Source organism: Candidatus Polarisedimenticolia bacterium (assembly GCA_036004685.1).
Taxonomy (GTDB): Bacteria; Acidobacteriota; Polarisedimenticolia; order Gp22-AA2; family AA152; genus DASYRE01.
Window position 1 is genome coordinate 1 of record DASYRE010000011.1, and the last position, 20,852, is coordinate 20,852.

Below are 20,852 nucleotides of genomic sequence, written 5' to 3' on the forward strand. Positions count from 1 at the left end.
AGGCTTTGTCCCCCAGGATGCCGACGCGGTACACCTTCCCGGCCGGCTGCGCGCCGGCGGCGAGGGGCGCGGTGAGCATTAGGAGGGCGAGAACGGTGCTGAGCCTAGCGACACCTGGTTTCATATTGTCCTTTATGGACCGCCAGTAGTCTGCCCAACGACCCGCGGTTGAGCGGCCGGCGACCACCGCCGCTCGCATGAAGCAGCCCGGTTGCTCGCCGGTCCGCTCCAACCGCTTGTTAGGCGTCACGCCGATATCGTTGAGAGGGTCCAACGTAGCAGCGAGTCTGGATATCTCGCGATCATCGTCTCCATGACGTAAACGTCGTTCCTCAAGACTTCGCCGTTCCAGGTATCCGTATCTACGTACCGCCATTACTGGGCTCGAACGGACCCGGTTCGGCGAAGCCCTCGATCGATTCGACCTTTGCGTAGTTCTCGGCGATGCTCTCGGGTGTCAGACGTGCATCGTAGAAGCCAGGTCCCATGACGATAGCGATACGCTGGATTACGCCGGAAGGCTTCAACCGGTGGCGTAGCGCGTGCCAGCCCGACTGTCAGGACTCCGATCCGGACGGCCTTTGCTGGCGGCTGCGCATCCGAGGCGAGCGGCAGAGCGAACAGGAGGACTACGACGGCGGTAGCGAGCTTGGTCACGGCGAACCTCACAACCATCCCTCCCGGGGAAGCACTCTACCGAACACTACCTCAATGATCGCTTCAGTCCTCATCGGTGGTCGGCTCCACTTGTCTGCCGAACGTCGGCGCTGAGCGGTCGGGGCGAGCAACGCGAGCCCCGGTCCGCTCCAGCGGCTTGTTCGCCGCCTCACGAGCGCGCGGACGCGACTACTGTCGTGGGGTGACATTCGCGGCAACCAGACGCGGCCGGAACGTGAACACGTTCGGATCGCTGGCGTCAACCGTGACGTGGACCCAGTGGTGATACGGAGAACCAAACGTCTCGACGCGCGTAAAGTTTTCGAGTGCCGGAGTCACCACGGTGCCACGCACAGGTCTCGGACTCAGCGGCTTGTCAATCCTGAAGAAGTGGCTGTCCCCGTGGACCAGCACCACCGGCTTGCCGAAAGCCGCGGCCTCATTCTGAAGATTCAAACGGAGATCGGCATAGCCACTGGGATTCTGCGGCGTACCCGGAAATGGTGGAAACTCAGGAAAGGGGTTCGCCTGTTGCAGGATCATGATGGCTCGGCTGTGGCTAGCCCTTGCATGATCGAAACCCTGCCGCTGCCAGGCGACATTGGCCCGGGTGCGCTCGGCGTATTCCGCGTCGCCCTCGGGAGTGCGCCCGAGCCCGTTGTTGCTGCCTGTGACGTGCAACGTGAGAAAGGTCACGCCGCCCATATCCCAGCGGACGTTCTCTCGGTACTTGGCGAATGCGGCATCCGGACCCTGACTTTGTCGGGTCAGCGCGAACGTGCGTTGGCCGAGCGTGTGATTGCCGTCGAAGAAGACCGTCCTCAACTTGGCGAGGCGCTCGATCGGATCGCCGCCGGGGACAGCCGGCTCGTGGCAGTCGGTCCATTCGTTGTCGCCTGGGGTGTACACGAGTGGGTGGATCGACGCGCGGAACTGCGCCAAGCGTCGGGCCCAGAACTCATTCGTGCAGCTGTATCGCGGCGAGGACAGATCGCCAACATGAACGATGAACGCGAGCCCAGTGTTCCGATTCAGATCAGCGAACACGTTCTCGAGCCATGGTTCCTCCCGGGGGAAGTAGCCAAGGTCCCCGATGAGCGCGAACGTGAACCCAGGGCCAAGAGCGGCCGGAGCCTGGCTCCGCGCCAGCGTGGACGCCGTGACGACGAATCCGACGGCGACCGCGACCACGGCGACGACGAACAGAGTCGCTCGCACGCCTCCTGGCTTCAAGGTCTTCATGAGCCGTCTCCCGTACTTCGCAATCGGAATGGTCCTCGAACTGGGGTTGAGCGTTGCGACCTCGATAAGGGCTCCACGTATCAGACACTCCCCGGCGGCGAACGCCTGAATTAAGCCGCGCCGCGAAGCGGCGTCGGCTTGAATGAATTGTTAGGCCGCACTTGCCGCGCCATTTCAGTGTCGCCCTTAGGATTGTGGGTCGAACCCGAAGACGCGCAGTTCTTGGTCGCACCGACAGGCCTTGGCGATACGCGCCGCCCACGCGATGGCCTCGTCGCGCGAAGGCAGTTCCAACACGGTGAAGCCGCCGTCGAGCGTGGGCGCCCAAGGATAGCCACCCATTGCAACCGTGCCGTCAGCCGAGACGAGCACGGGCGGTACGTCTTCGTCGATTCCGCCGCCGAAGACGTAAACACCGGCGGCTTTCGCCTCATCAATCACAGCGTGCGCGTCGCGGCCTACCGCTCCCCATTCGCTATCGGGCACAACCATTGCCGCGCTTGGAAAAGAGATCAGGTATTTGGCCATGGTGCTCCTCCTGGGAATTGACGGCGGTCGTGAAACGTATGTGCGGCCTAACGCATAGCCGTTAACCCGCGGGCGCGCCCTTCGCGACCGTCGGGTTCAAGGGCTGGTTCGGCTGCGTGCTCATGGCGTGTCGCTGCTAATTCGAATTTCAAGTACAACTTTCGTCTCAGCCCCACGGTCAAACGACTTTTTCCGATGACGCTGGAGTACGTAGTCAATTTCGACCCGTCGTCCGGGAGCGTAATTGCGAGCGAGATTTACAGAATTGGCTTCGCGAGTCCATTGCGAAAGCTCACCCTCCCCAGACAGAACCTCGAACTCGGGCCAATCATTCATGCTGCCCATGTAAACGCGTTCGATAATGCCGGAGGTAGTGTGTACGGGAAGATCGCCGTTATCGATCTTGCCCCACCACTCAGCCGAGCCTATGAGTCCATGAGTGGGCTCGATCCCGAATTCCTGAGTGGTGAGCGTCGCCTGCCGAATCGTTCCCAGCCTGTCTGGATCGTCCTTCAGGCAGTAAATGGTCTTCATAGGGCCAGCTACCGGTCGCGGCAAGGGAAGATTTGTGACCGGGTCGATGGTTCCCATGAACGCCGGACCCGGATAGGCTGCCACGACGCGAATAGACCCGACGATACTCCCGTTGAGACCAAGAAGGTGTTCGGCCGGCACCCACAACTCCCGATGAGAACTTCCACCGACAGTGCGCACAGGATATTTCTGAGCGAACGTGTCCTTCAGCTCGAATTCAGTCACGAACCCCGCAAATCCTGAAAATTCGTCCCTCGTGTTCCAATCGCGGGCGATTTGCTCCGCGTACGATCGTTCTAGAACCGGGTAGAACACTTCCTGTCCGGCGAGGCGGGGCGGGAAAGCGCGAAACCTGCTCCCCATAATCAAATGAAGTTCTGATAGACCCACGGGTCTAAAGAGGATCACCTATTACCTCGTTCGCCGAACTAGTCTTGTGCCGATCTCCGATATTTTGTAGTCGCGCAAGCCTGCAGCATCTGCCGGGTATTCCACGGGACGGGTCCGGAGCCCAAGGGAATGATGATACAGGCGTTCGTGGGAAGGATGCGGCGATAAAAAAATAGGGACGGACGATAGAGCCTGTCTCGAATAGATTTTGGGGCTGACGGGCGTGTTGAAAAAGGCGAAGGGCATCGGGAGCGCGGAGGAGTGTCCAGTTCCCGGACTATGGCTGAACATGGGGGTAAATGGAGCCTCTCCAGTGAAGGCTGGGTGAACGGCTCCGATCCGTGGGTGCTGAGGAAACTATAGTCCGGGGAGGGGCGGGGCGCAAGAAGTGGTGCTGGAAGGGCGCAGCAGGCTTCAACAGGAGAGGCCGCGAATCCTCTCCCACATTAAAAGTCGCACGGCCGTATCCGCACCGGGCTCTCGCGGCTCCGCCGCCTGGCCCGGGGCACGGTGCCCTTGGGACACTTGGGACGTTCGGCTCCTACCTCGGCAGTGGCGGCTGGGGAAATGCGGGTTGGGACGGGTGCATTTACTACATCCCCGAAAGTGAGATCAGCTGCAGTGGACGCCCCGACCTCGGAGTCGTGGATTACGTGATCGCCGGAATCGATCCCGAGTCTCCCAACGTGGCCAGGATGGCGGCGGTCTCGGTGGACTTCAACGAGTTGTTGGATGCGTACGTTCTCGACAACGCCGGTGCGCAGCCGGTGGATGGAGACCCTTGCGGAGGGGACGCTGTGTCCAGCATCTCAGGTCCCGTGAACTGCATACCGATCCCGGTACCGGCCATCGTCGCATCGACCGGCGGCGAGGCGCCCACCCTCACGCTGGGAATCGGGGAGGTGTCTGGAATTCCGCTCCTCGATGACTGCCTCATCGCCGAGACCCGCGCCACGAACTGCCCGAGGAACCTCTATGCGGCTCGCGTCCTCATGTACCAGCGCGCTTCCTGCGCCACCGGAACCGGCGCCGGGCTCGACCTGAGGGCCTTTCTTTACCTCCCGCCTCCGCCGGCGGGCACCCTCGCGGTGCTGGCGAACTGGCGAGTATTCAGCGTGGAGGACCAGAACCTGAACCAGGCTCTGGACGCCGGCGAGGACGGATCGAACGGCGGCGAGGTCGACGGCCTGTTGGACCCGTTGCTCATTGGAGGGACCGCGGCCACCGAGGTCACTGTTTCGCTCCCGACCATGCCGGGCGCCACGGACTGTCTCTACTTCGCCCTCGCCATCGGTCTGGACAACAACCGCCTGTTCGTCGATCAACCGACCAACACCATCGTCGGCGAGATGGTCTTCAGCCCGATGGTCTCCGTCAACCCCACCCCGATAGCCCTCAATGTCCCGCCCCCGTCCGACACGGTACTCTCGATCACCGCCCGCAAATCCGGCGGCACAGTCACCGTCGCCTGGACCAGCGGGAACGAGCTGGCCACGGCGGGGTTCAACGTCATCGGGGTCGGCAAGAACGGCAGTGAGAGGAGACTCAATGCCAGCTTGATCCCGGCCAAGGAGGGAACGACCGGGCTGGGCGCCGATTATGGTGTGACCTTCGAGACGGCCCGGCTCAAGGGCTCCAGCGCCGTCATCGTCGAGCTGGTCAAGTTCGACGGTTCCACTCAGCGCTTCGGGCCGGTCCTCGTATCGGGCAGGGCCGCCTGCGACGGCCGCTGCCCCGGGCCATCGGACTAAGGACGCCGCGGGCACTCCCATGCCGCGAAGCTACGGCGCCCGCGGTCATCATTCTACCGTCGGCTCTCCGAAATCTCGCCATGCGGCGGGTTGACCCGCGGCGGGACTTCCGCCGTCGGGTCCAAACCGCTCCTAATTCTTCGGCTTCGCCGGGGCCGCCGCCGGGGACTTCCCGGCCGGAGCCTTCGGCGGATCCCCCTTGCCGGAGCCGGACGCGACGTCGGGGGCGAGACCCTGAAGGTATCCGAGGGATCTCAGCACCTCGCGCAACCGGGGATCGGGGGAGGGAGCGCCGGCGTCGGGGACGAGCTGCGGCTTCCCTTTGACGAGCCGCCATCCCTCCAGGAAGTCCCTTCTCTTTTGCGCCAGGATGGGAGCGGCCATGTAGACGCTCCGCTTCTCCCACCCCGTCGGATCGTTGGCGCGGAAGAACTCCGCCTCCGGCCGGGCATAACCTTGCGGCGCCTCTTCGTAGAGGATCAGCTTGGTGGGCATCTCGCAGATCATCGAGGCGCGCCCGGTCGGCAGCGCCCCGGCGGGGGAAGTCTCGGCGAAGGCGGGCCGCTGCGTCTCCTTGCGGGTGGCAACCGTCGGCTCGACGTTGCGCTGGATCCCCTGGAGGCCGGATGGCACGGGGAGGCCCATCATGCTCAGGAGCGTCGGAAAGAGGTCGACCGTGTCGCAGGTCCGGCGCATCTGGTCCGCCCTCGCCAGGATTGCCGGGTAGCTCATGACGACGGGGACGCGGAGCGCCGAGTCGTACAGGGAGGCGCCGTGCCCGAACAGCCCGCGCTCGCCGAAATCCTCCCCGTGCGTCGACGTCACGACGAACAGCGCCTTCTTCCAGTAGCCGCGCGAGTTGAGCGCGTCCCGCAGCGAGCGCAGTTGGGCGTCGTTGTAATAAAGGGCCCCGTCGTAGACGTTGCGGGCGGCGCGGGCGAACCGATCGGGGTCGGCCTTCAGCGCTTTCAGGTCCGCGACGGTCGTCATGCCGAGGTTGCCCGGTCGGATCCGCAGGAGCCTGGCGCGGACTTCCGAGTACCACTTGTATTCGGCGTCGTCGGTGAAGCGGCGCCCTTCCGGGGCGGGGGCGCCGAACGGTTCGAGCGGATCGCCGGAAAGGACCACGACGAAGACGGGGGCCGGAGAATTCCGCCGGTCGAGCCAGGCCAGGATGCTCCGGTTGAGCGTCGCGGAGGTCTCGCCGGGACCCCGGGGCGGCGCCGGACCGAAGGGTCCCGGGATCTCCTCGATCCAGTCGAAGCCCTGGTCGAGTCCGCTGAGCGCCCCGACAAGCGGATGGGCCGAGAAAAGGGCGGTTTGGTAGCCGTTTTCCCTCATCACTTCGGCCAGGGTCTTGGCGGACGCGGGCAGGCGATCGCCCGCTTTCTGGAGGCCGTGCGCGGACGGGTAGAGGGAAGTGAGAATCGACGCCACCGACGTCACGGTCCAGGGCGAGACGGAGTAGGCGGCGAGATAGGTCATCCCTTCCCCCATCAGCGTCGAGACATTCGTCATGGTCATCCGATCGTAGCCGTGGGCCGGGAGCTCGAACGCGCCCAGACCGTCGATCAGGTAGAGGAAGAGATGGTGCCTCGAGCCGGGCGGCGCGGCGAGACGCTCCCCTTGGGGCCGGGGAGGGGGCGCTGCGATTTTCTTTCCCTCTTGATCCAGGAGAACGGGGGGCGCGGGGTCCGCGCCGTTCGCAGAGCCTTGGGCCGCGGCGGACAAGGGAGCTTCGCCCGGCGTCGCCGCCGGCTCGCGGGACGGGCTGGGAGCTTTCGCAGGGGACGCCGCCTTTCCGGCCCCCGCGGGGAGCGCCATGACGATGACGAGAAGCAGCGCCGGCGGAAGGCGCAGACGGCGACGAGGGACGGCCCTCACAGATCCCACAGCCTCGTGCTGAAGTAGCGCTCCCCCAGATCGGAGAAGACGGTGACGATCCGCGCCCCGGGGGCGTCCCGGGCCACGGTCAAAGCCGCGCTGAGATAGGCTCCCGAAGATTGTCCCACGAACAGGCCGCGCCGGGCGAGACTGTGGCACAGCGCGTAGGCCTCCTCGATGGTCACTCGGATCCGCCGGTCGATCACGCCGGCATCGAGAATCTTCGGCACGATGTCTTCCGGCCTCTCCAAGGGCTTGAGCCCTTCGATGCCGGGAAAGGACTCGGGGACGACGCAGACGACCTGGATCTTCGGGTCGTGGGACTTGAGGCGGCGGCCGACCCCGGTGATCGTCCCGCCGGTGCCGATGCCGGCGACGAAGTGGGTGATCCGGCCGCCGCTCTGCTCCAGGATCTCCTCCGCCGTCGTCTCGTAGTGCGCTCTCCAGTTCTGCTCGTTGGCGTACTGGTCCGGCATGAAGTAGCGGGGGGGATCCGATTCGGCGATCCGGTGCGCCTCCCGCAGCGCCGCGTCGTACCCCTCCACCGGATCGGTCTCGACCAACTGCGCCCCGTGGGACAGGATTCGCTTCTTCCGCTCGACCGAAGCGTTGCCGGGGACGACCAGCTTCACGTCGAGACCCATCATCGAGCCGATCATGGCGTAGGCGATTCCGGCGTTGCCGCTGGAGGAATCGATCAGCGTCCGGCCGGGGGTGAGCTCGCCGGAGAGCGCGGCCTGCAGAAGCATGAACAGGACGGGGCGATCCTTGATCGAGCCGCCGGGGTTCGTCCATTCCGCTTTGGCGAGGACCTCGGAGCCGTTCCGGGGGAGCTCCGGCACCTCGACGCGGAAGAGGCGCGTTCCCCCAATCAGGGCGAGGGACGGATATTTCTCGAGGAACGGGCGGAAGCGCTCGGGAAGCATCGCCCCGGCGCCCCTCAGCGCGCCGCGCCGGCGGGAGCGGCGCAGAAGGCCTCGTAGTCGATGAAGCCGGGGAATCGCGCGCCGTCGCCGCAATAGGCGCAGCCCGGATCGCGGCGCAGCCGCAACGTCCGGAACTCCGCCTTGAGCGCGTCGTAATGGATCAGGCGCCCGATGAGGGGATCGCCCGCGCCGAGGAGCAGCTTCACCGTCTCCACCGCTTCGAGCAGCCCGATCACGCCGGGCAGCACGCCCAGGACGCCGGCGTCGGCGCAGGAGGGGGCCAGATCGGCGGGGGGCGGCTCCGGGTAGAGGCAGCGGTAACAAGGCCCTTCCGGCGGCTTGAAGATCGTCACCTGGCCCTCGAAGCGATAGACGCTGCCGTGGACGTTCGGCTTCTTCAGGAGGACACAGGCGTCGTTGACCAGGTAGCGAGTGGGGAAGTTGTCGCTGCCGTCGACAATCAGGTCGTAATCCCTGAAGATCTCCTCGACGTTGGCGCTGCTCAGACGCGCCTCGATGGCGTTCACCTTGATGCCGGGGTTCAGGCCCAGGATCGTCTTGCGCGCCGATTCGGTCTTGGGCATTCCGACCCGATCCACCGCGTGCAGAATCTGCCTCTGGAGATTGCTCTCGTCCACGACGTCGAAATCGACGATGCCGAGCGTCCCGACGCCCGCGGCGGCCAGATAGTAGGCCGCCGGCGAGCCGAGTCCCCCGGCGCCGACGAGGAGAACCTTCGCGGCGAGCAGCTTGAGCTGTCCCGTCTCCCCCACCTCCGGGATCATCAGGTGACGGCTGTAGCGCCGGCGGTCCGCCTCGGAAAGGGTCCGGGGGACGACCACCTCGTTTCCCTCGTTGCGCCACTGGTTGAACCCGCCCGACATCGAGGCGACGTTCTCGTACCCGAGGCGCTGCAGGCTCTCGGCCGCGAGGAGGGAGCGATTCCCGCCGGCGCAATAGGCGACGATCGGGGTCTTCCGGTCGGGGACCAGCCCTTCGATCCGCATCTCGAGAAAGCCGCGCGGGATGGGGACGGCGCCCGGGAGGTGGCCTTGCTCCACTTCGTCCTTCTCGCGCACGTCCAGCAGCACGAAGGGCTCCCGGCGCTGCCGGCGGGACTTCACCTCGGAAGGCACGACCTCCTTGACGGTCTTGCGGATCTGGTTCATGAGATCCCGGATGGTCGGGGCCGCCCCGCCGGCGATCGCCGGCACGATCGCCAGCACGTCGCCGTCCTTCACCTCGGAGTCGAGTCCCTTGAGATGGCGGATCTCCTCCTCGTTCAGGAAAAGGTTCACGAAACGCCGGAGCTCCCCTCGATCGTCGCAGAGCCGGGCGCGGATTCCGGCGCATTCCTCCTCGAGGCTCGCCAGGACCTCCCGGACGGTGCGGCCCGCGACGCGCACCTCGTCCCGGCCCTGGGTCAGGGGACGCAGCGGCGTGGGAATCTTGACCTGAATCGACATATCCGCTTTCCTCCTTGCTGCGATTTACGACCCGGCGATCCGGGACGGCTCCTCGTGAAAGATCCCGTCTCGGAGCACCCACGAGCGCCAGGAGGCCACGCGGCCCGCCGCGACTTCGAGGATGACGTAGGACCAGGACTCGGAGGCCTGCCAGATCTCCTCGGCGCGCTGCCGGTCGGTCTCAGAGGGCCGCGAGGGATGATCGGGATGCGAATGGTAGACGCCGACCACCTCCAGCCGGCGAGCCTGGGCCTGGCGCTCGATCCGGATGTAGTCGAGGGGATCGAGATCGTAGCGATCCGCGGCGCGCTCGCGGTTCAGGTTGCGGGCGGGGTGAATCTCGAGGACGTTGCGGACGCTCCTTCCCTCCTCGTAGCTGCCGATGAGGAGGCCGCACACCTCGTGCGGATAGCCTTCTTCGCCGTGACGCTTCAACCGATCGAGCCCCCGCGCTTCCAGGATCAACACGTCCGCCTCACCGCCGCGCACGCAACTATCCAGAAATGCTTGAGAAGCGAGTATAGCACAGGCGTTTCGGCGCCCTCTTGGAATGGAAAAGGGGCAGGCTTGCGCCTGCCCCGTCCCGACTCCGCAATGCCGGAGCGATGAATCCTGGTGAGCCGTGGAGGACTCGAACCTCCGACCCGCTGATTAAGAGTCAGCTGCTCTACCAACTGAGCTAACGGCCCGTCTCTTCGAAAAAGGGGCGCATTCTATTACGCCCGCGAAAGCGGCGTCAACGGCTTCCAGTGAGAAGACCGCTCTGGAGATAAGGTTGGGGTGAGTGGAGGGTTTCGAACCCTCAACCCCCTGGGCCACAGCCAGGTGCTCTGCCGTTGAGCTACACCCACCGCACTGAGGAACGATCGCATTCTGGCGCGCCTGGAGGGATTTGAACCCCCGGCCAACGGCTTAGAAGGCCGTTGCTCTATCCGGGCTGAGCTACAGGCGCCTGAGGCTGAGACCCCCAACTCTACCACGCGCGCGCAGCGAGTGTAAATCACGGCGCGGACCGACTGAAGCGCTTCCCATCGCCGGGGAGCTGGACGATCTCGCGATGCGCGTCGAACCAGCCCGCCCAGAAAGGAAACAGCCAGGTGGCGGCGCCGACGAGGGCGAGCGCCCGCACGCCGGGCGGCGGGGTGCCCTGCGCGGCCCCGGCATAGGCGGCCGTCAGGAAGAGGACCAGGGACCAAAAGCCATAGGTTCCCGCCCGGTCGCGCGGGCGCGTCACCGACGCGTAGAGCCAAACTGCGGCGGCGAACATGGCGCTCTCCACGAGAACGGTTCCGGCGATCGAGTTCCAGAGACCCAGGCCGACGCGCGGCCCGCCGGGGTAAAGCGGCATGTCGGGACGGTGCATCACGACGTCGAGAAACCAGTGGCTGAGGACTCCGGCGGCGATCACGACGGCGCCTTCGCGGTATCGGGAGAAGGCGAAGTATCCAAGCGCGAAAGCGGCCGCCCACCCCGCCGCCGCCAGAAGGCTGTGCGACCAGGGATAGCTGACGAATTCCAGCGGCGTGAACCGCGTGTCGCCGGGAGCGATTCGGACGCGCTCCCAGCCCGCCAGCACGAACAGAGGCCAGAGGAGATCGAGAAGCAGCGGCGCCGCCATCAGAGGCCCGAGCGACGCCTTCGGGGCGATCTTCTTCGAGGCGAAGCCGACGGCGAAATGGCCGATGAACATACGGCGACTCTCCTCTCCGTGCCGGATTCAAGAGCTCCGCGAATCCTCACGCTGCAGATCCGAGGTCGCTTCGTCCCACTCGTCGTAGAGATGAGCCAGCTCGATCTCGATGCTCTTCTTCTCCTCGCCGAGGGCGCGGGCGACTCCGGGCTCCTTGTAGGTCTCGCCCGCGGAGAGAAGGGATTCGATCTCCTTGAGGCGCGTCTCGTGCGGCAGGATCTTCTCCTCGAGCCGGACGATCCGGTCGCGATAGATTTTCAGCTCGCGCCCGCGCCGGTTGCGCGCCTCGGCGTCGAGGCGGCGCTGTTCGCGCGCCGGAGGCGCGGAGGACGGCGCCTTCGACGCGCCTCGGGAGGGCGCGGTGGAGGCCGACCCCGTCGCCGCCGCGCGCGCCCTGGCCGAGGGCGGGACCGCCGCGGGAACCTGCGACGCGGCCAGGTAATCGTCGTACCCGCCCCGGGTCAGAAGGAGGCGGCCCGCCTGGAAGGCGGCGACGCGGGTCGCCACCTTGTTGATGAAATAGCGGTCGTGCGACACGAACAGCAGCGTTCCGCTGAATCCGGCGAGCGCCTCTTCGAGCGCTTCGCGCGTCGGCAGGTCGAGATGGTTCGTCGGCTCGTCGAGGAGCAGGAAATTCCCGGGATCCAGCGTCAGGCGCGCCAAAGCCAGGCGGTTCTTCTCGCCGCCGCTGAGGACTTCGACCTTCTTGAAGACCTCCACTCCCGAGAACTGGAAGATTCCCAGAAGGGAGCGAAGCTGACCCACGGTCTTCGAAGGCGCCCAGGCCTGCATCTCCTCCAGCACCGTCCGGCCGGGGGTCAGGCTCTCGAGGACGTGCTGCGCGAAGTAATGCAGGATCACCTTCTCGCCCAGCTCCAGCGTGCCGCCGTCGGGGCCGAGGCGCCCGGCGATGATCTGGAGCAGGGTGCTCTTGCCGCAGCCGTTCGGGCCCACCAGGGCGATCCGATCGCCCCGATGGATCTCCAGATCGACGCCGTCGAGGACCCGGTTGGCGCCGTAGGCCTTCCTGATTCCGGTGAGAATCGCCACGCGCTGCCCCGATCGCGCCACCGCCGGAAAATTGAACCGCCACGAGAACTCCTCCGACATCGTCTCGGTGCGCTCCATCTTCTCCAGCATCTTGATCCGGCTCTGGACCTGCCGGGCCTTCGTCGCCTTGTAGCGAAATCGCTCGATGAACCGCTCGATCTCGTCCACCCGATGGGCTTCCTGCGCCGCCTTCTTGGCGGCCAGCTCGCGGGCTTCCTCTTTCTGGAGGCGAAAGCGATCGTAGTTGCCGGCCCAGACGCGGACGCGTCCGCTGTCCACTTCCGCGATCGAGCCGGCCAAGCGGTTCAGGAAAGTCCGATCGTGCGAGACGATGATGAGCGCGGAGGGGGAATCGGACAGGAACGACTCGAGCCACCCGATCGCCTCGAGGTCGAGGTGGTTGGTGGGCTCGTCAAGCAAAAGGTAATCGGGACGCCGGAGCAGGAGCGCCCCCAGGGCGGCCCGCATCCGGTAGCCGCCGGAGAACTCCCTGAGAGGCCGGGCGTGATCCTCCGGCGCGAAGCCGAGACCGCCGAGGATGATCTTGGCGCGGATCTCCAAATCGAAGCCGCCGGCGACTTCGAAACGGTGCTGGACGTCCCCGGAGAGGCGGGTGAGGCTCTCGAGCCTCTCTCCCGTGGCGGTGGCCATTTCGTGATGCAGCCGCTCCAACTCCTTTTCGAGCGCCGCCACTTCGGCGAAAGGCTCTAGCAGGGCGTCGAGAAGCGTCCCTTCCGGAAGGCGCGCCCCCTCCTGGGGGAGATAGCCGAGCGCAAGATGGCGCGGGACGTCCACCTGTCCCTCGTCGGGCTCCTCGAGACCGGCAATCAGCCGGAGGAGCGTCGTCTTGCCGGCCCCGTTCGGGCCGACCAAGCCGACGCGCACCTGGACGGGAATCGACCAATCGACCCCTTTGAGGACCTCATGGACGCCGTAGTTGCGAGCGACCTTCTGCAGACGAATCATGGATCAGCTGCCGGATGTTCGGGTGGTTGTTGCCCGGTGAGGAGGAAGTGGCGCGCCCGAGAGGATTCGAACCTCCGACCCCCAGCTCCGGAGGCTGGTGCTCTATCCAGCTGAGCTACAGGCGCGCAATTCCGGACCGGCGGGAAAGACCTCAGGATTGGTCGGGGCGAGAGGATTCGAACCTCCGACCCCCTGCTCCCAAAGCAGGTGCGCTACCAGGCTGCGCCACACCCCGCAAAATCGTCAAAGCCCCGTGGAGCAGTGAATTATGTCGCAGGGTGCGGTTGAAGTCAACGCCGGCGGAAGAGGTCAGGCGACGGGACCCTGTCCGCCGGGGGCCCAGGTCGGAAGCGCGTCGGGGTTCACTCCCACCGCGCCGAGGGCGTGGGTCCAGACTCCGTCGGGCTCGGGAGAGAACAGGATCTCCTGGCGCGGCGGCGCGGTGAGCCAGTCGTTGCGCAGGATCTCCTGAAGGAGCTGTCCGGGCCCCCATCCCGCGTATCCCAGGAAAAGCCGGAAGAGGTCGGGGGGCCGCGCCGCGATCTGGGTCAAGTCGGTGATGCTCCGGGTGAGCCTCAATCCAGGCAGTCCCGGGATGATCGAGTCGCCCGGCCCGGCGTCGGCGGTGCCCGCCACGCTCACGTCGTACAGCACCGTTCCGAGGTGGGGATGGACCGGGCCGCCGAAGTAGACGGCGAGATCGGGCTTCCCCTTCCACTCGATCCCCATCTCCTTGAGCATCTCCCGGACGGGACTCCCCGTCCGCCGGTTGACAATGAATCCGAGGCTCCCCTCGGCGTCGTGGTGCACCAGAAGGATGACGCTGCGATGGAAAAAGGGGTCCTGGATCTGGGGCATGGCCAGCAGGACGAGGGGAGCGCTCAGCTCCGCGTGGCTAGCGGTCATCAGCGTCCCCCGTAGGCCGCGGGCCGAGCGCGCCGTCCGCCGCCCGACTCATGAGATTTCCGGCCATGCCGTACACCGTCGGCTTCATTATCTTGTCATGCTCCGCATAAGCCGCGGCTGGCGAGCCACGACGCCTCTCTTGCCAGGCGCGAACATACCGTACGCCGTAGGCTTCATGTGTATCACGCTCCGCATAAGCCGCGGCGGGCCAGCGACGATGCTTCCTGCCATTCGCGAGCGTAACGCACGCCGTCGGCTTCATGCGGTCTTTTATTGTACTGCAATCCCGCCGACTTCCTTCCCGCACAATGCGAAGTTTGACAGCTCCCGGACCGGTCCCTAGAATGCCTTGGTTTCCCTCCCTGCTCGCAGACTCCCCGGAGGAGCGCGGTGAAGATCGGCCTGCTGGGCTTTCCCAAGGTCGGCAAGACCAGCTTGTTCAACATCCTGACCGGCTCCACGCTTTCGGTCGAGAAGTTCTCGACCGGGAAGGCGGAGCCTCACCTGGGGATCGCCAAGGTCCCCGACGGAAGGCTCGACAGGCTCGCCGCGATGTTCAAGCCGCGCAAGCTCACCCCGGCGGCCGTGGAATACCTCGACGTCCAGGGTCTGGCGAAGGGGGAGACGAAGGATCCCCTTTTCCTGCGGGAGATGCGCAACGTCGACGCCATCGCCCACGTCGTCAGGGCGTTCGCGGACGAGGAGATTCCCCACCCCGAAGGATCGCTGGATCCGGCGCGCGACCTGGAGACGATGGAGACGGAGTTCCTCCTGTCGGATCTGGACGTCGCCTCCCGGCGCGTCGAGAGGCTGAATCAGAATCTGAAGAAGGCGAAAAGCCCGGAGGACGAGAAAGAGCTCGCGGTCCTGAGCCGCTGCCTCGAGGCGCTGGAGCGCGAGACGCCGATCCGCTCGCTGTCGTTCTCTCCGGAGGACGAGAAGCGCTTGCGAGGCTTCGCCTTCCTCACCGCGAAGCCGCTCTTGGGGGTCGTCAACATGGGAGAGGAGGACGCGTCGAGGATCGACGCGTTCCAGGGCCACTACGGTCTCGATGCCTTCGCCGCCAAGCCGAAGGTGGCGCTGTGCGCCGTCTCCGCCAAGATCGAGATGGAGATCGCTTCCCTTTCTCCGGAGGATGCCGCCGAATTCCTGCGGGATCTCGGGATGCGGGAGCCGTGCCTCGATCGCATCCTGCGGGCTTCCCACCGCCTCCTCGGGCTCTCGGTCTTCTTCACCGCCGGCGAGGACGAGGTCAAGGCGTGGTCGATCCCGGCGGGATGCCCGGCCCAGCGGGCCGCCGGGGCGATTCACTCCGACATCGAGCGGGGATTCATCCGGGCCGAGGTGGTGGCCTACGATCGGCTCATGGAAGCCGGCTCGCTGGCGATCGCCCGCGAGAAAGGCTGGTTCCGGCAGGAAGGCAAGGAATACCGCGTCGCCGACGGCGACGTGATCAACTTCAAGTTCAACGTTTAGCTAGCGCTCCGTCTCGCTCCCCAGCGCCGCCACTGCTTCCACCAGCTCGGCTTCCCGGTCCTCGGGCACCGTCCGCAGGTCGAGGACGAGCCGATCGGATTCGATCCGCCCGATGACGGCGGGGCGGCCCCGACGAAGGCCTTGTTCCAGAGCGTCGGACGAGCGCGACTCCGCTGAGAGCGCCAGGAGCCTCGTGGGGATTTTCGTCCCCGGCGCCGCCCCTCCGCCCATCACCGAGGCCCCCGGGACGACTTCCGCACGGATCGCGCCCCCGCTTCTTTGCTCGATAGCATCGGCGCATCTTTGGGCGCGCCGGCCCACGGAATCCTCCGACTCCTCCAGCATTCTGAGCAGGGGCAGGTCGCGCGAGGCGCGCCCGCGGAGATGGGAGGCGAGCGTCGCCTCCAGAGCGGCGAGGGTGATCTTGTCCGGGCGCAGCGCGCGGCTCAGGGGGTTCCGGGCGATCCGTTCGAGGAGGTCGCGCCTCCCGACGAGGATCCCCGCCTGCGGGCCCCCCAGGAGCTTGTCGCCGCTGAAAGTGACGAGATCGGCCCCGTCGGCGAGGAGGCGAGCCACGGAGGGCTCGTCTTCGATTCCGAAGGAGGCGAGATCGCTCAAGCATCCGCTCCCCTGATCCACCATCACCGGCAACCCCCGCCGCCGGCCGAGCTCCGCCAGCTCGGCGAGGGTGGGGCGGGCCGTGAACCCGACGATCCGATAATTGCTCGTGTGCACCTTGAGAAGAAGCCCCGTCGCCGCCCCGACCGCCTCCTCGTAATCGGCGATCCGGGTGCGATTCGTGGTCCCGACCTCCCGGAGGACCGCCTGGCTCTTGCGCATCACGTCCGGGATCCGGAAGCTGCCGCCGATCTCGACCAGCTCGCCGCGGGAGACGATCACTTCCTTTCCCTCGGCGAGGGTGTTCAGCGCCAGGAGGACCGCGGCGGCGTTGTTGTTGACCACGGCCGAGGAGGCTCCGGGGAACAGACGTCCGAGCAGCCGCTGCGCGTGCACCGAGCGGGAACCCCTCTCGCCGCGGGCGAGATCGTACTCCAGCGTGCTGTAGCCGGCCGTCACGGAATGGATCCGGCGCACCGCCTCCGCGGAGAGCGGGGACCGCCCTAGGTTCGTGTGGATGAGAACCCCGGTTGCGTTGATGACGGGAATGAGAAGCGACTCCAGGTCCGACTCGAGCCGCCGGCGGAGAGCCTCGCCCACTTCCCCGGTCCATCGGCCGATTCGATCCTCCGGGGCCTTCCCCGCGCCGATTTCGGCCCGCAGCTCCTCCACCATCTCCCGGAGGACGGCCGTGACCCGCTCCCTGCCGTGCTCGTCGGCGAGCGCCCCGACGGCCGGGAGTCGGAGGAGGAGGTCGATCTTGGGAAGCTGCCTAAGAAGATGGCTGGAACGCTCCGACGTCTTCAAGCAAGCCCCCTCCCAGGCCGTAAATGACAATAACCTTATGGTTTAAAAGAGGTTATTCCGTCACATTTGACCATTTCAGCCACGCTTTGTCAAAGGGAATCGGCGTTGAAGTCAGCAGCCTTTCGACCCTATATTCTCCGGATAGGATTTCGGGACCCCGGCCGCTTCAGGGTGGAGGCCATGACTCTCGAAGGCGAGATTGAAGCTCTCAATGCCCGGCTTCGCCAGCTGAAATCGCAGTTCAACCTCTTCTTTTCCGGGGCGCTTCCCAAGCCTCCGTTGGAAGTCCGCGATCTCCTCGACAAGGACGTCAAGAGGCTGGGAATGATCCGGGAAATGAAGCTGTCCCAGCGGTTCCTCTACAACAACTTCGTGAATCGCTGGAACCTCTACTCCGAGCTCTGGAACAAGAAGCTCCAGGAGCGGGAGGAAGGAGCCCGGACGTTGGTCCTGGCGCGCCGGCGCCTCGGAACCGAAGCCCCGCCGGGACCCGCGCTGCCCCCTCCCCAGGCGACCGCCCCCGCGAAGCGGCTCGTCGCCCGGGCGGCGATTCGCAACGCGGTCGACGACGCGGGCGCCGATCTGAAGGCGTTCTACAAGTCGTTTCTCGAGGCGAGGCAGGAGGCCGGCGGAGGAAAGGCGCCCAGCTTCGAGAAGTTCCGCCAGGAGATCGAGCGGCAGGCCAAGACCATCCGCGAAAAGACCTCCTGTGAGAAGGTGGACTTTCGTCTTTACCTGGAGGACAATAAGGTATCTTTGCGCGCCAAGCCGGTAAGCGAGTCAGTAAAGAAGTCAGCGGAGAACGATCCATCCGACGCCGAGGAGAATCGCACTTGATCCTTCCGCGGAAGCTCTCGTCCCTGGCGATCGCGATCGTGGCCTCCGCGGGCCTGGCGGGCGCCCAGGACGCTCCGGAGACCCAGCAGGCCCCGCCGCCCCCCGCGGCGCAGGAAGCTCCCGAACCCCAGCCGGTCCCGCCTCCCGAGGGCAGCGTCGTCGACGAGGTCGCTCCGGACAAGGCGGAGCCGCCGCCGCGCACCGTCGACGCGCAGACGGCCGCCGACGTCGCCTACTGGGAGGAGATGGCGGCGGCCACCCCGAAGGACGTCACCGTCCGTCTCGCCCTGGGGAACGCCTACGCTCTGAGCAACCGCTTTTCCGACGCGGTTCGCCAGTATCGACTGGTGCTTCACGACTACCCCCAGTACAAGGAAGCCTGGAACAACCTCGGCTCCGCCTACCGGGCGATGGGCAGGAAGAGCCGCGCCGTGGAGGCCTATCACAAGGCGCTGAAGATCGACCCGCGCTATGCGCTCGCCTACTACAACATCGGCGTGGTCTACGACAGCGCCGGTCATTACGAGAAGGCGATCGCCTATTACGGCGAAGCGGTGAAATACGATCCCAACCTGCTCGATCCCAGGAAGAACCCCCAGGTGGTCAAGAACCGCAAAGTGTTCGCCATCCTGCTGCACAATTACGTGAAGTCGTCGGGCGCCCTGGCCTTGCCGCTCGAGCCGGCCTATCCCGCGCCGGAGGAATAGGCCCGGGGCCGGAAGGCGCCCGGAACGCGGCGCAGCCTCTCTCTTCAGCATCTCCAATCGGTTTCCCCGATGCGTCTCCAGTCGATCGCGATCGCCCTCCTGCTGCTCCTCACCCCGCTTCATGCTCTCGCCTGGACCGACTCCGCCCGCCGGCGGATGGTCGACGATGCCATGAAGATGACCCCTCCCGCGCTGAATGCCATCCTCGAACGCTACCGCAGCGACTTGATCCACGGGATGCTCGATCCCTCCCGGGACGAAATGGGCGAAGAGCACCGCCAGAGAAGCTCCGGGGAATACGGCAAGGCGGCCTCGCTCCTCGCGGCGCGCGCCGGCCAGGCGGTCACGATCATCGGACAACCGGGCCGGCTCAGCCTCGCCGTCTACGCGATGGGCTCCGCGGCGCATTACGTGGCGGACGTCGATTTTCCGCTCAACGCCGGCGGGGGAGGCGGTCGCGATCCGATTTTCTACGCCTCCTACGACCGCTACGTCGAGAAGATGCTGGGAAGATTTCCGATCGTCCTGGATCGGAAACCGCTGCCGGAGCTGGTCGATTATCGCCTGGAGGATTTCGGCAAGGCGGCGGCGTTGCGCGCCTCGCACTTTATCGAACCCATCCGAAACGCTTATACTCCCGACGGCCGGCCCCGATCGGCCTCGGCGTTCGACGACCGCTCCCTGCCGTTCGGGGTCGCTTCGCTGAGCTTCTCGCAGTCGGTCAATGACATCGCCCGGGTCTGGACGTCGATCTGGCAACAGGCGGGCGGTGACGTGGGGGGCCTTCCCTTCCCGGCGAGCCCCGGCGAAACGGGGAAGAAGACCTCGAAGGTGAAGAAGCGTGCCAAGTCGGCATCGAAGGCTGGCGCTGCTGAGCGTCCACGATAAGGCCGGAATCATCGATCTGGCCCGCACCCTGGCCGCCTCCGGCTTCACGATCCTCTCCACCGGCGGCACCGCGCGGACGCTCTCCGAAGCGCAGATCGCGGTCACCGAGGTGTCGGATCACACCGGCTTCCCGGAGATGCTCGACGGCCGGGTGAAGACCCTGCATCCGCGCATCCATGGAGGGCTTCTGGCGCGCCGCGATCGGCCGGATCACCTCGCCGCCCTCCACGAGTCGGGGATCGAGCCGATCGAGCTGGTCGTCATCAACCTCTATCCGTTCGAGGCGACGGCGCTCCGCCCCGGCGCCAAGCGCGAGGAAATCATCGAGATGATCGACATCGGCGGCCCGGCGATGATCCGTTCCGCCGCCAAGAACCACCGCGACGTGGCGGTGGTCGTGGATCCCGCCGACTATGCGCGCGTCGGCGCCGCCTTGACGCAGCTCGGAGCGCTTCCGGACGACCTCCGGACGGAGCTGGCGGTGAAGGCGTTCGAACGGACCGCCGCTTACGACGCCGCCATCCACCGCTATCTCTCGGGGGCCGGGACGGAGACGACCGGCGACTTCCCGTCCGCCCTCGAGCTTTCCTTCGAGAAGATCGGCGCTCTGCGGTACGGCGAGAATCCCCATCAAGCGGCGGCGTTCTATCGCGAGACGGGAGCCCCGGCGGGGAGCCTGGCCCGCGCCGAGCAGATTCACGGCAAGGAGCTTTCATTCAACAATCTGCTCGACCTCGATTCGGGATGGCGGCTGGTCGGGGAGTTCTCCGGCACGGCGGCGGTGGTGATCAAGCACAACAACCCTTGCGGGGCGGCCCTCGGGGAGAGCGTGGCCGAAGCCTTCGCGCAGGCCCGCGACGCCGACCCCCTTTCCGCTTTCGGCGGGGTGGTGGCCTTGAACCGGCCGCTCGACGCCGCCGCGGCGCGGGAAATCGGCACGCTCTTCTTGGAGGCGATCATCGCGCCCTCGTTCGAGGACGCGGCGCTGGAGATCCTCAGGAGGAAGACGAACCTGAGACTGCTGCGCGCCGGGGCCGGCTCCGTCGCGCTGTCGGGCAGCGATTTCAAGCGGATCAGCGGCGGACTGCTCCTCCAGTCCTGGGATCGCGCCACGAAGCCCCCGGCCGCCGGCCAGGTCGTCACGAAGCGGGCGCCGGAGCCGAAGGAGATGGAGGATCTCGACTTCGCGTGGCGCGTCGCGAAGCACGTCCGGTCCAACGCCATCGTCTACGCGGCCGGCGGGCGGACGCTCGGAATTGGCGCGGGCCAGATGAGCCGCGTCGACTCGGCGCGCTTCGGCGCGCTGAAGGCATTGTCGCCTCTCGCGGGATCGGTCCTGGCGTCCGACGCCTTCTTTCCCTTCCGGGACGGGATCGACGCCGCCGCCGGGGCGGGCGTGGCGGCGGTGGTCCAGCCGGGGGGATCGATCCGCGATGCGGAAGTCATCGCCGCAGCCGACGAGCACGGCATGAGCATGGTGTTCACCGGCGAGCGCCATTTCCGACACTGAGGAGAAACCACCCATCATG

17 protein-coding genes and 5 tRNA genes are annotated in these 20,852 nt (G+C 66.2%); 6 read left to right on the plus strand and 16 right to left on the minus strand.

The genetic code is table 11. The annotated features are described in order from the left end of the window. Positions 1–846 precede the first annotated feature (846 nt). The 3 genes from VGR67_02750 to VGR67_02760 all read right to left on the minus strand — a co-directional run bounded on the left by VGR67_02750 (position 847) and on the right by VGR67_02760 (position 3,369). Positions 847–1,899 carry a hypothetical protein gene (locus tag VGR67_02750; GenBank protein ID HEV8335320.1) on the minus strand — a complete coding sequence of 351 codons (1,053 nt, stop codon included), beginning with the start codon at positions 1,897–1,899 and terminating at the stop codon, positions 847–849. A 186-nt stretch (positions 1,900–2,085) separates the two neighbouring features. After that, on the minus strand, positions 2,086–2,427 hold the full coding sequence (locus VGR67_02755; protein ID HEV8335321.1) for a transcription initiation protein: 342 nt from the start codon (positions 2,425–2,427) through the stop codon (positions 2,086–2,088). 120 nt (positions 2,428–2,547) lie between these two features. Beyond that, on the minus strand, positions 2,548–3,369 hold the full coding sequence (locus VGR67_02760; protein HEV8335322.1) for a hypothetical protein: 822 nt from the start codon (positions 3,367–3,369) through the stop codon (positions 2,548–2,550). A gap of 626 nt (positions 3,370–3,995) precedes the next feature. Between VGR67_02760 and VGR67_02765 the strand changes: the two genes are divergently transcribed. Further along, entirely contained in the window at positions 3,996–5,102 is a 1,107-nt protein-coding gene (locus tag VGR67_02765; GenBank protein ID HEV8335323.1) for a hypothetical protein, read from the plus strand. A 132-nt stretch (positions 5,103–5,234) separates the two neighbouring features. Here VGR67_02765 and VGR67_02770 read toward each other — a convergent pair whose 3' ends face one another. From VGR67_02770 to VGR67_02825, 12 genes are all read right to left on the minus strand, one after another. Continuing rightward, positions 5,235–6,986 (minus strand): sulfatase-like hydrolase/transferase, encoded by a 1,752-nt coding sequence (locus VGR67_02770; protein HEV8335324.1) that lies wholly within the window; start codon positions 6,984–6,986, stop codon positions 5,235–5,237. Further along, positions 6,983–7,912 carry a PLP-dependent cysteine synthase family protein gene (locus VGR67_02775; protein HEV8335325.1) on the minus strand — a complete coding sequence of 310 codons (930 nt, stop codon included), beginning with the start codon at positions 7,910–7,912 and terminating at the stop codon, positions 6,983–6,985. The genes VGR67_02770 and VGR67_02775 overlap by 4 nt, the downstream gene beginning before the upstream one ends. A 14-nt stretch (positions 7,913–7,926) precedes the next feature. Continuing rightward, complete coding sequence (gene moeB, locus VGR67_02780) at positions 7,927–9,378, minus strand: molybdopterin-synthase adenylyltransferase MoeB (GenBank protein ID HEV8335326.1); 1,452 nt, start codon at positions 9,376–9,378, stop codon at positions 7,927–7,929. A 24-nt stretch (positions 9,379–9,402) separates the two neighbouring features. Continuing rightward, complete coding sequence (locus VGR67_02785; protein ID HEV8335327.1) at positions 9,403–9,867, minus strand: M67 family metallopeptidase; 465 nt, start codon at positions 9,865–9,867, stop codon at positions 9,403–9,405. Positions 9,868–9,991: 124 nt separating this feature from the next. After that, a tRNA-Lys gene (locus VGR67_02790) sits at positions 9,992–10,067 on the minus strand. 87 nt (positions 10,068–10,154) lie between these two features. Beyond that, positions 10,155–10,229: transfer RNA gene (locus VGR67_02795), tRNA-His, on the minus strand. A 23-nt stretch (positions 10,230–10,252) separates the two neighbouring features. Then, positions 10,253–10,330 (minus strand) — tRNA-Arg (locus VGR67_02800). Positions 10,331–10,378: 48 nt separating this feature from the next. Further along, a complete protein-coding gene (locus VGR67_02805) occupies positions 10,379–11,068 on the minus strand; it encodes a metal-dependent hydrolase (protein HEV8335328.1) in 690 nt (229 codons plus the stop codon). A 27-nt stretch (positions 11,069–11,095) separates the two neighbouring features. Beyond that, positions 11,096–13,084 carry an ABC-F family ATP-binding cassette domain-containing protein gene (locus tag VGR67_02810; GenBank protein HEV8335329.1) on the minus strand — a complete coding sequence of 663 codons (1,989 nt, stop codon included), beginning with the start codon at positions 13,082–13,084 and terminating at the stop codon, positions 11,096–11,098. 48 nt (positions 13,085–13,132) lie between these two features. Next, positions 13,133–13,209: transfer RNA gene (locus VGR67_02815), tRNA-Arg, on the minus strand. Positions 13,210–13,242: 33 nt separating this feature from the next. After that, a tRNA-Pro gene (locus VGR67_02820) sits at positions 13,243–13,319 on the minus strand. Between the two features lie 74 nt (positions 13,320–13,393). Further along, positions 13,394–13,990, minus strand: coding sequence for a YqgE/AlgH family protein (locus tag VGR67_02825; GenBank protein HEV8335330.1), 597 nt, complete (start codon positions 13,988–13,990; stop codon positions 13,394–13,396). Positions 13,991–14,380: 390 nt separating this feature from the next. On the opposite strand from VGR67_02825, the gene ychF reads away from it, so the two are divergent. Beyond that, the gene (ychF, locus tag VGR67_02830) at positions 14,381–15,466 is read left to right on the plus strand and encodes a redox-regulated ATPase YchF (protein HEV8335331.1); all 1,086 of its coding nucleotides are present in this window, start codon (positions 14,381–14,383) and stop codon (positions 15,464–15,466) included. On the opposite strand, the gene selA is transcribed toward ychF, so the two are convergent. Continuing rightward, complete coding sequence (gene selA / locus VGR67_02835; protein HEV8335332.1) at positions 15,467–16,891, minus strand: L-seryl-tRNA(Sec) selenium transferase; 1,425 nt, start codon at positions 16,889–16,891, stop codon at positions 15,467–15,469. Positions 16,892–17,071: 180 nt separating this feature from the next. Here selA and VGR67_02840 point away from each other — a divergent pair, with 180 nt between their 5' ends. The 4 genes from VGR67_02840 (at position 17,072) to purH (ending at position 20,833) form a co-directional block, all read left to right on the plus strand. After that, entirely contained in the window at positions 17,072–17,728 is a 657-nt protein-coding gene (locus VGR67_02840) for an MXAN_5187 C-terminal domain-containing protein (protein HEV8335333.1), read from the plus strand. Beyond that, complete coding sequence (locus tag VGR67_02845; GenBank protein ID HEV8335334.1) at positions 17,725–18,435, plus strand: tetratricopeptide repeat protein; 711 nt, start codon at positions 17,725–17,727, stop codon at positions 18,433–18,435. The genes VGR67_02840 and VGR67_02845 overlap by 4 nt, the downstream gene beginning before the upstream one ends. A 69-nt stretch (positions 18,436–18,504) precedes the next feature. After that, positions 18,505–19,323, plus strand: a complete 819-nt coding sequence (locus tag VGR67_02850; protein ID HEV8335335.1) for a hypothetical protein — start codon at positions 18,505–18,507, stop codon at positions 19,321–19,323. Continuing rightward, a complete protein-coding gene (gene purH / locus VGR67_02855; protein HEV8335336.1) occupies positions 19,277–20,833 on the plus strand; it encodes a bifunctional phosphoribosylaminoimidazolecarboxamide formyltransferase/IMP cyclohydrolase in 1,557 nt (518 codons plus the stop codon). Before VGR67_02850 ends, purH begins: the two co-directional genes overlap by 47 nt. The last annotated feature ends 19 nt before the right edge of the window (positions 20,834–20,852 follow it).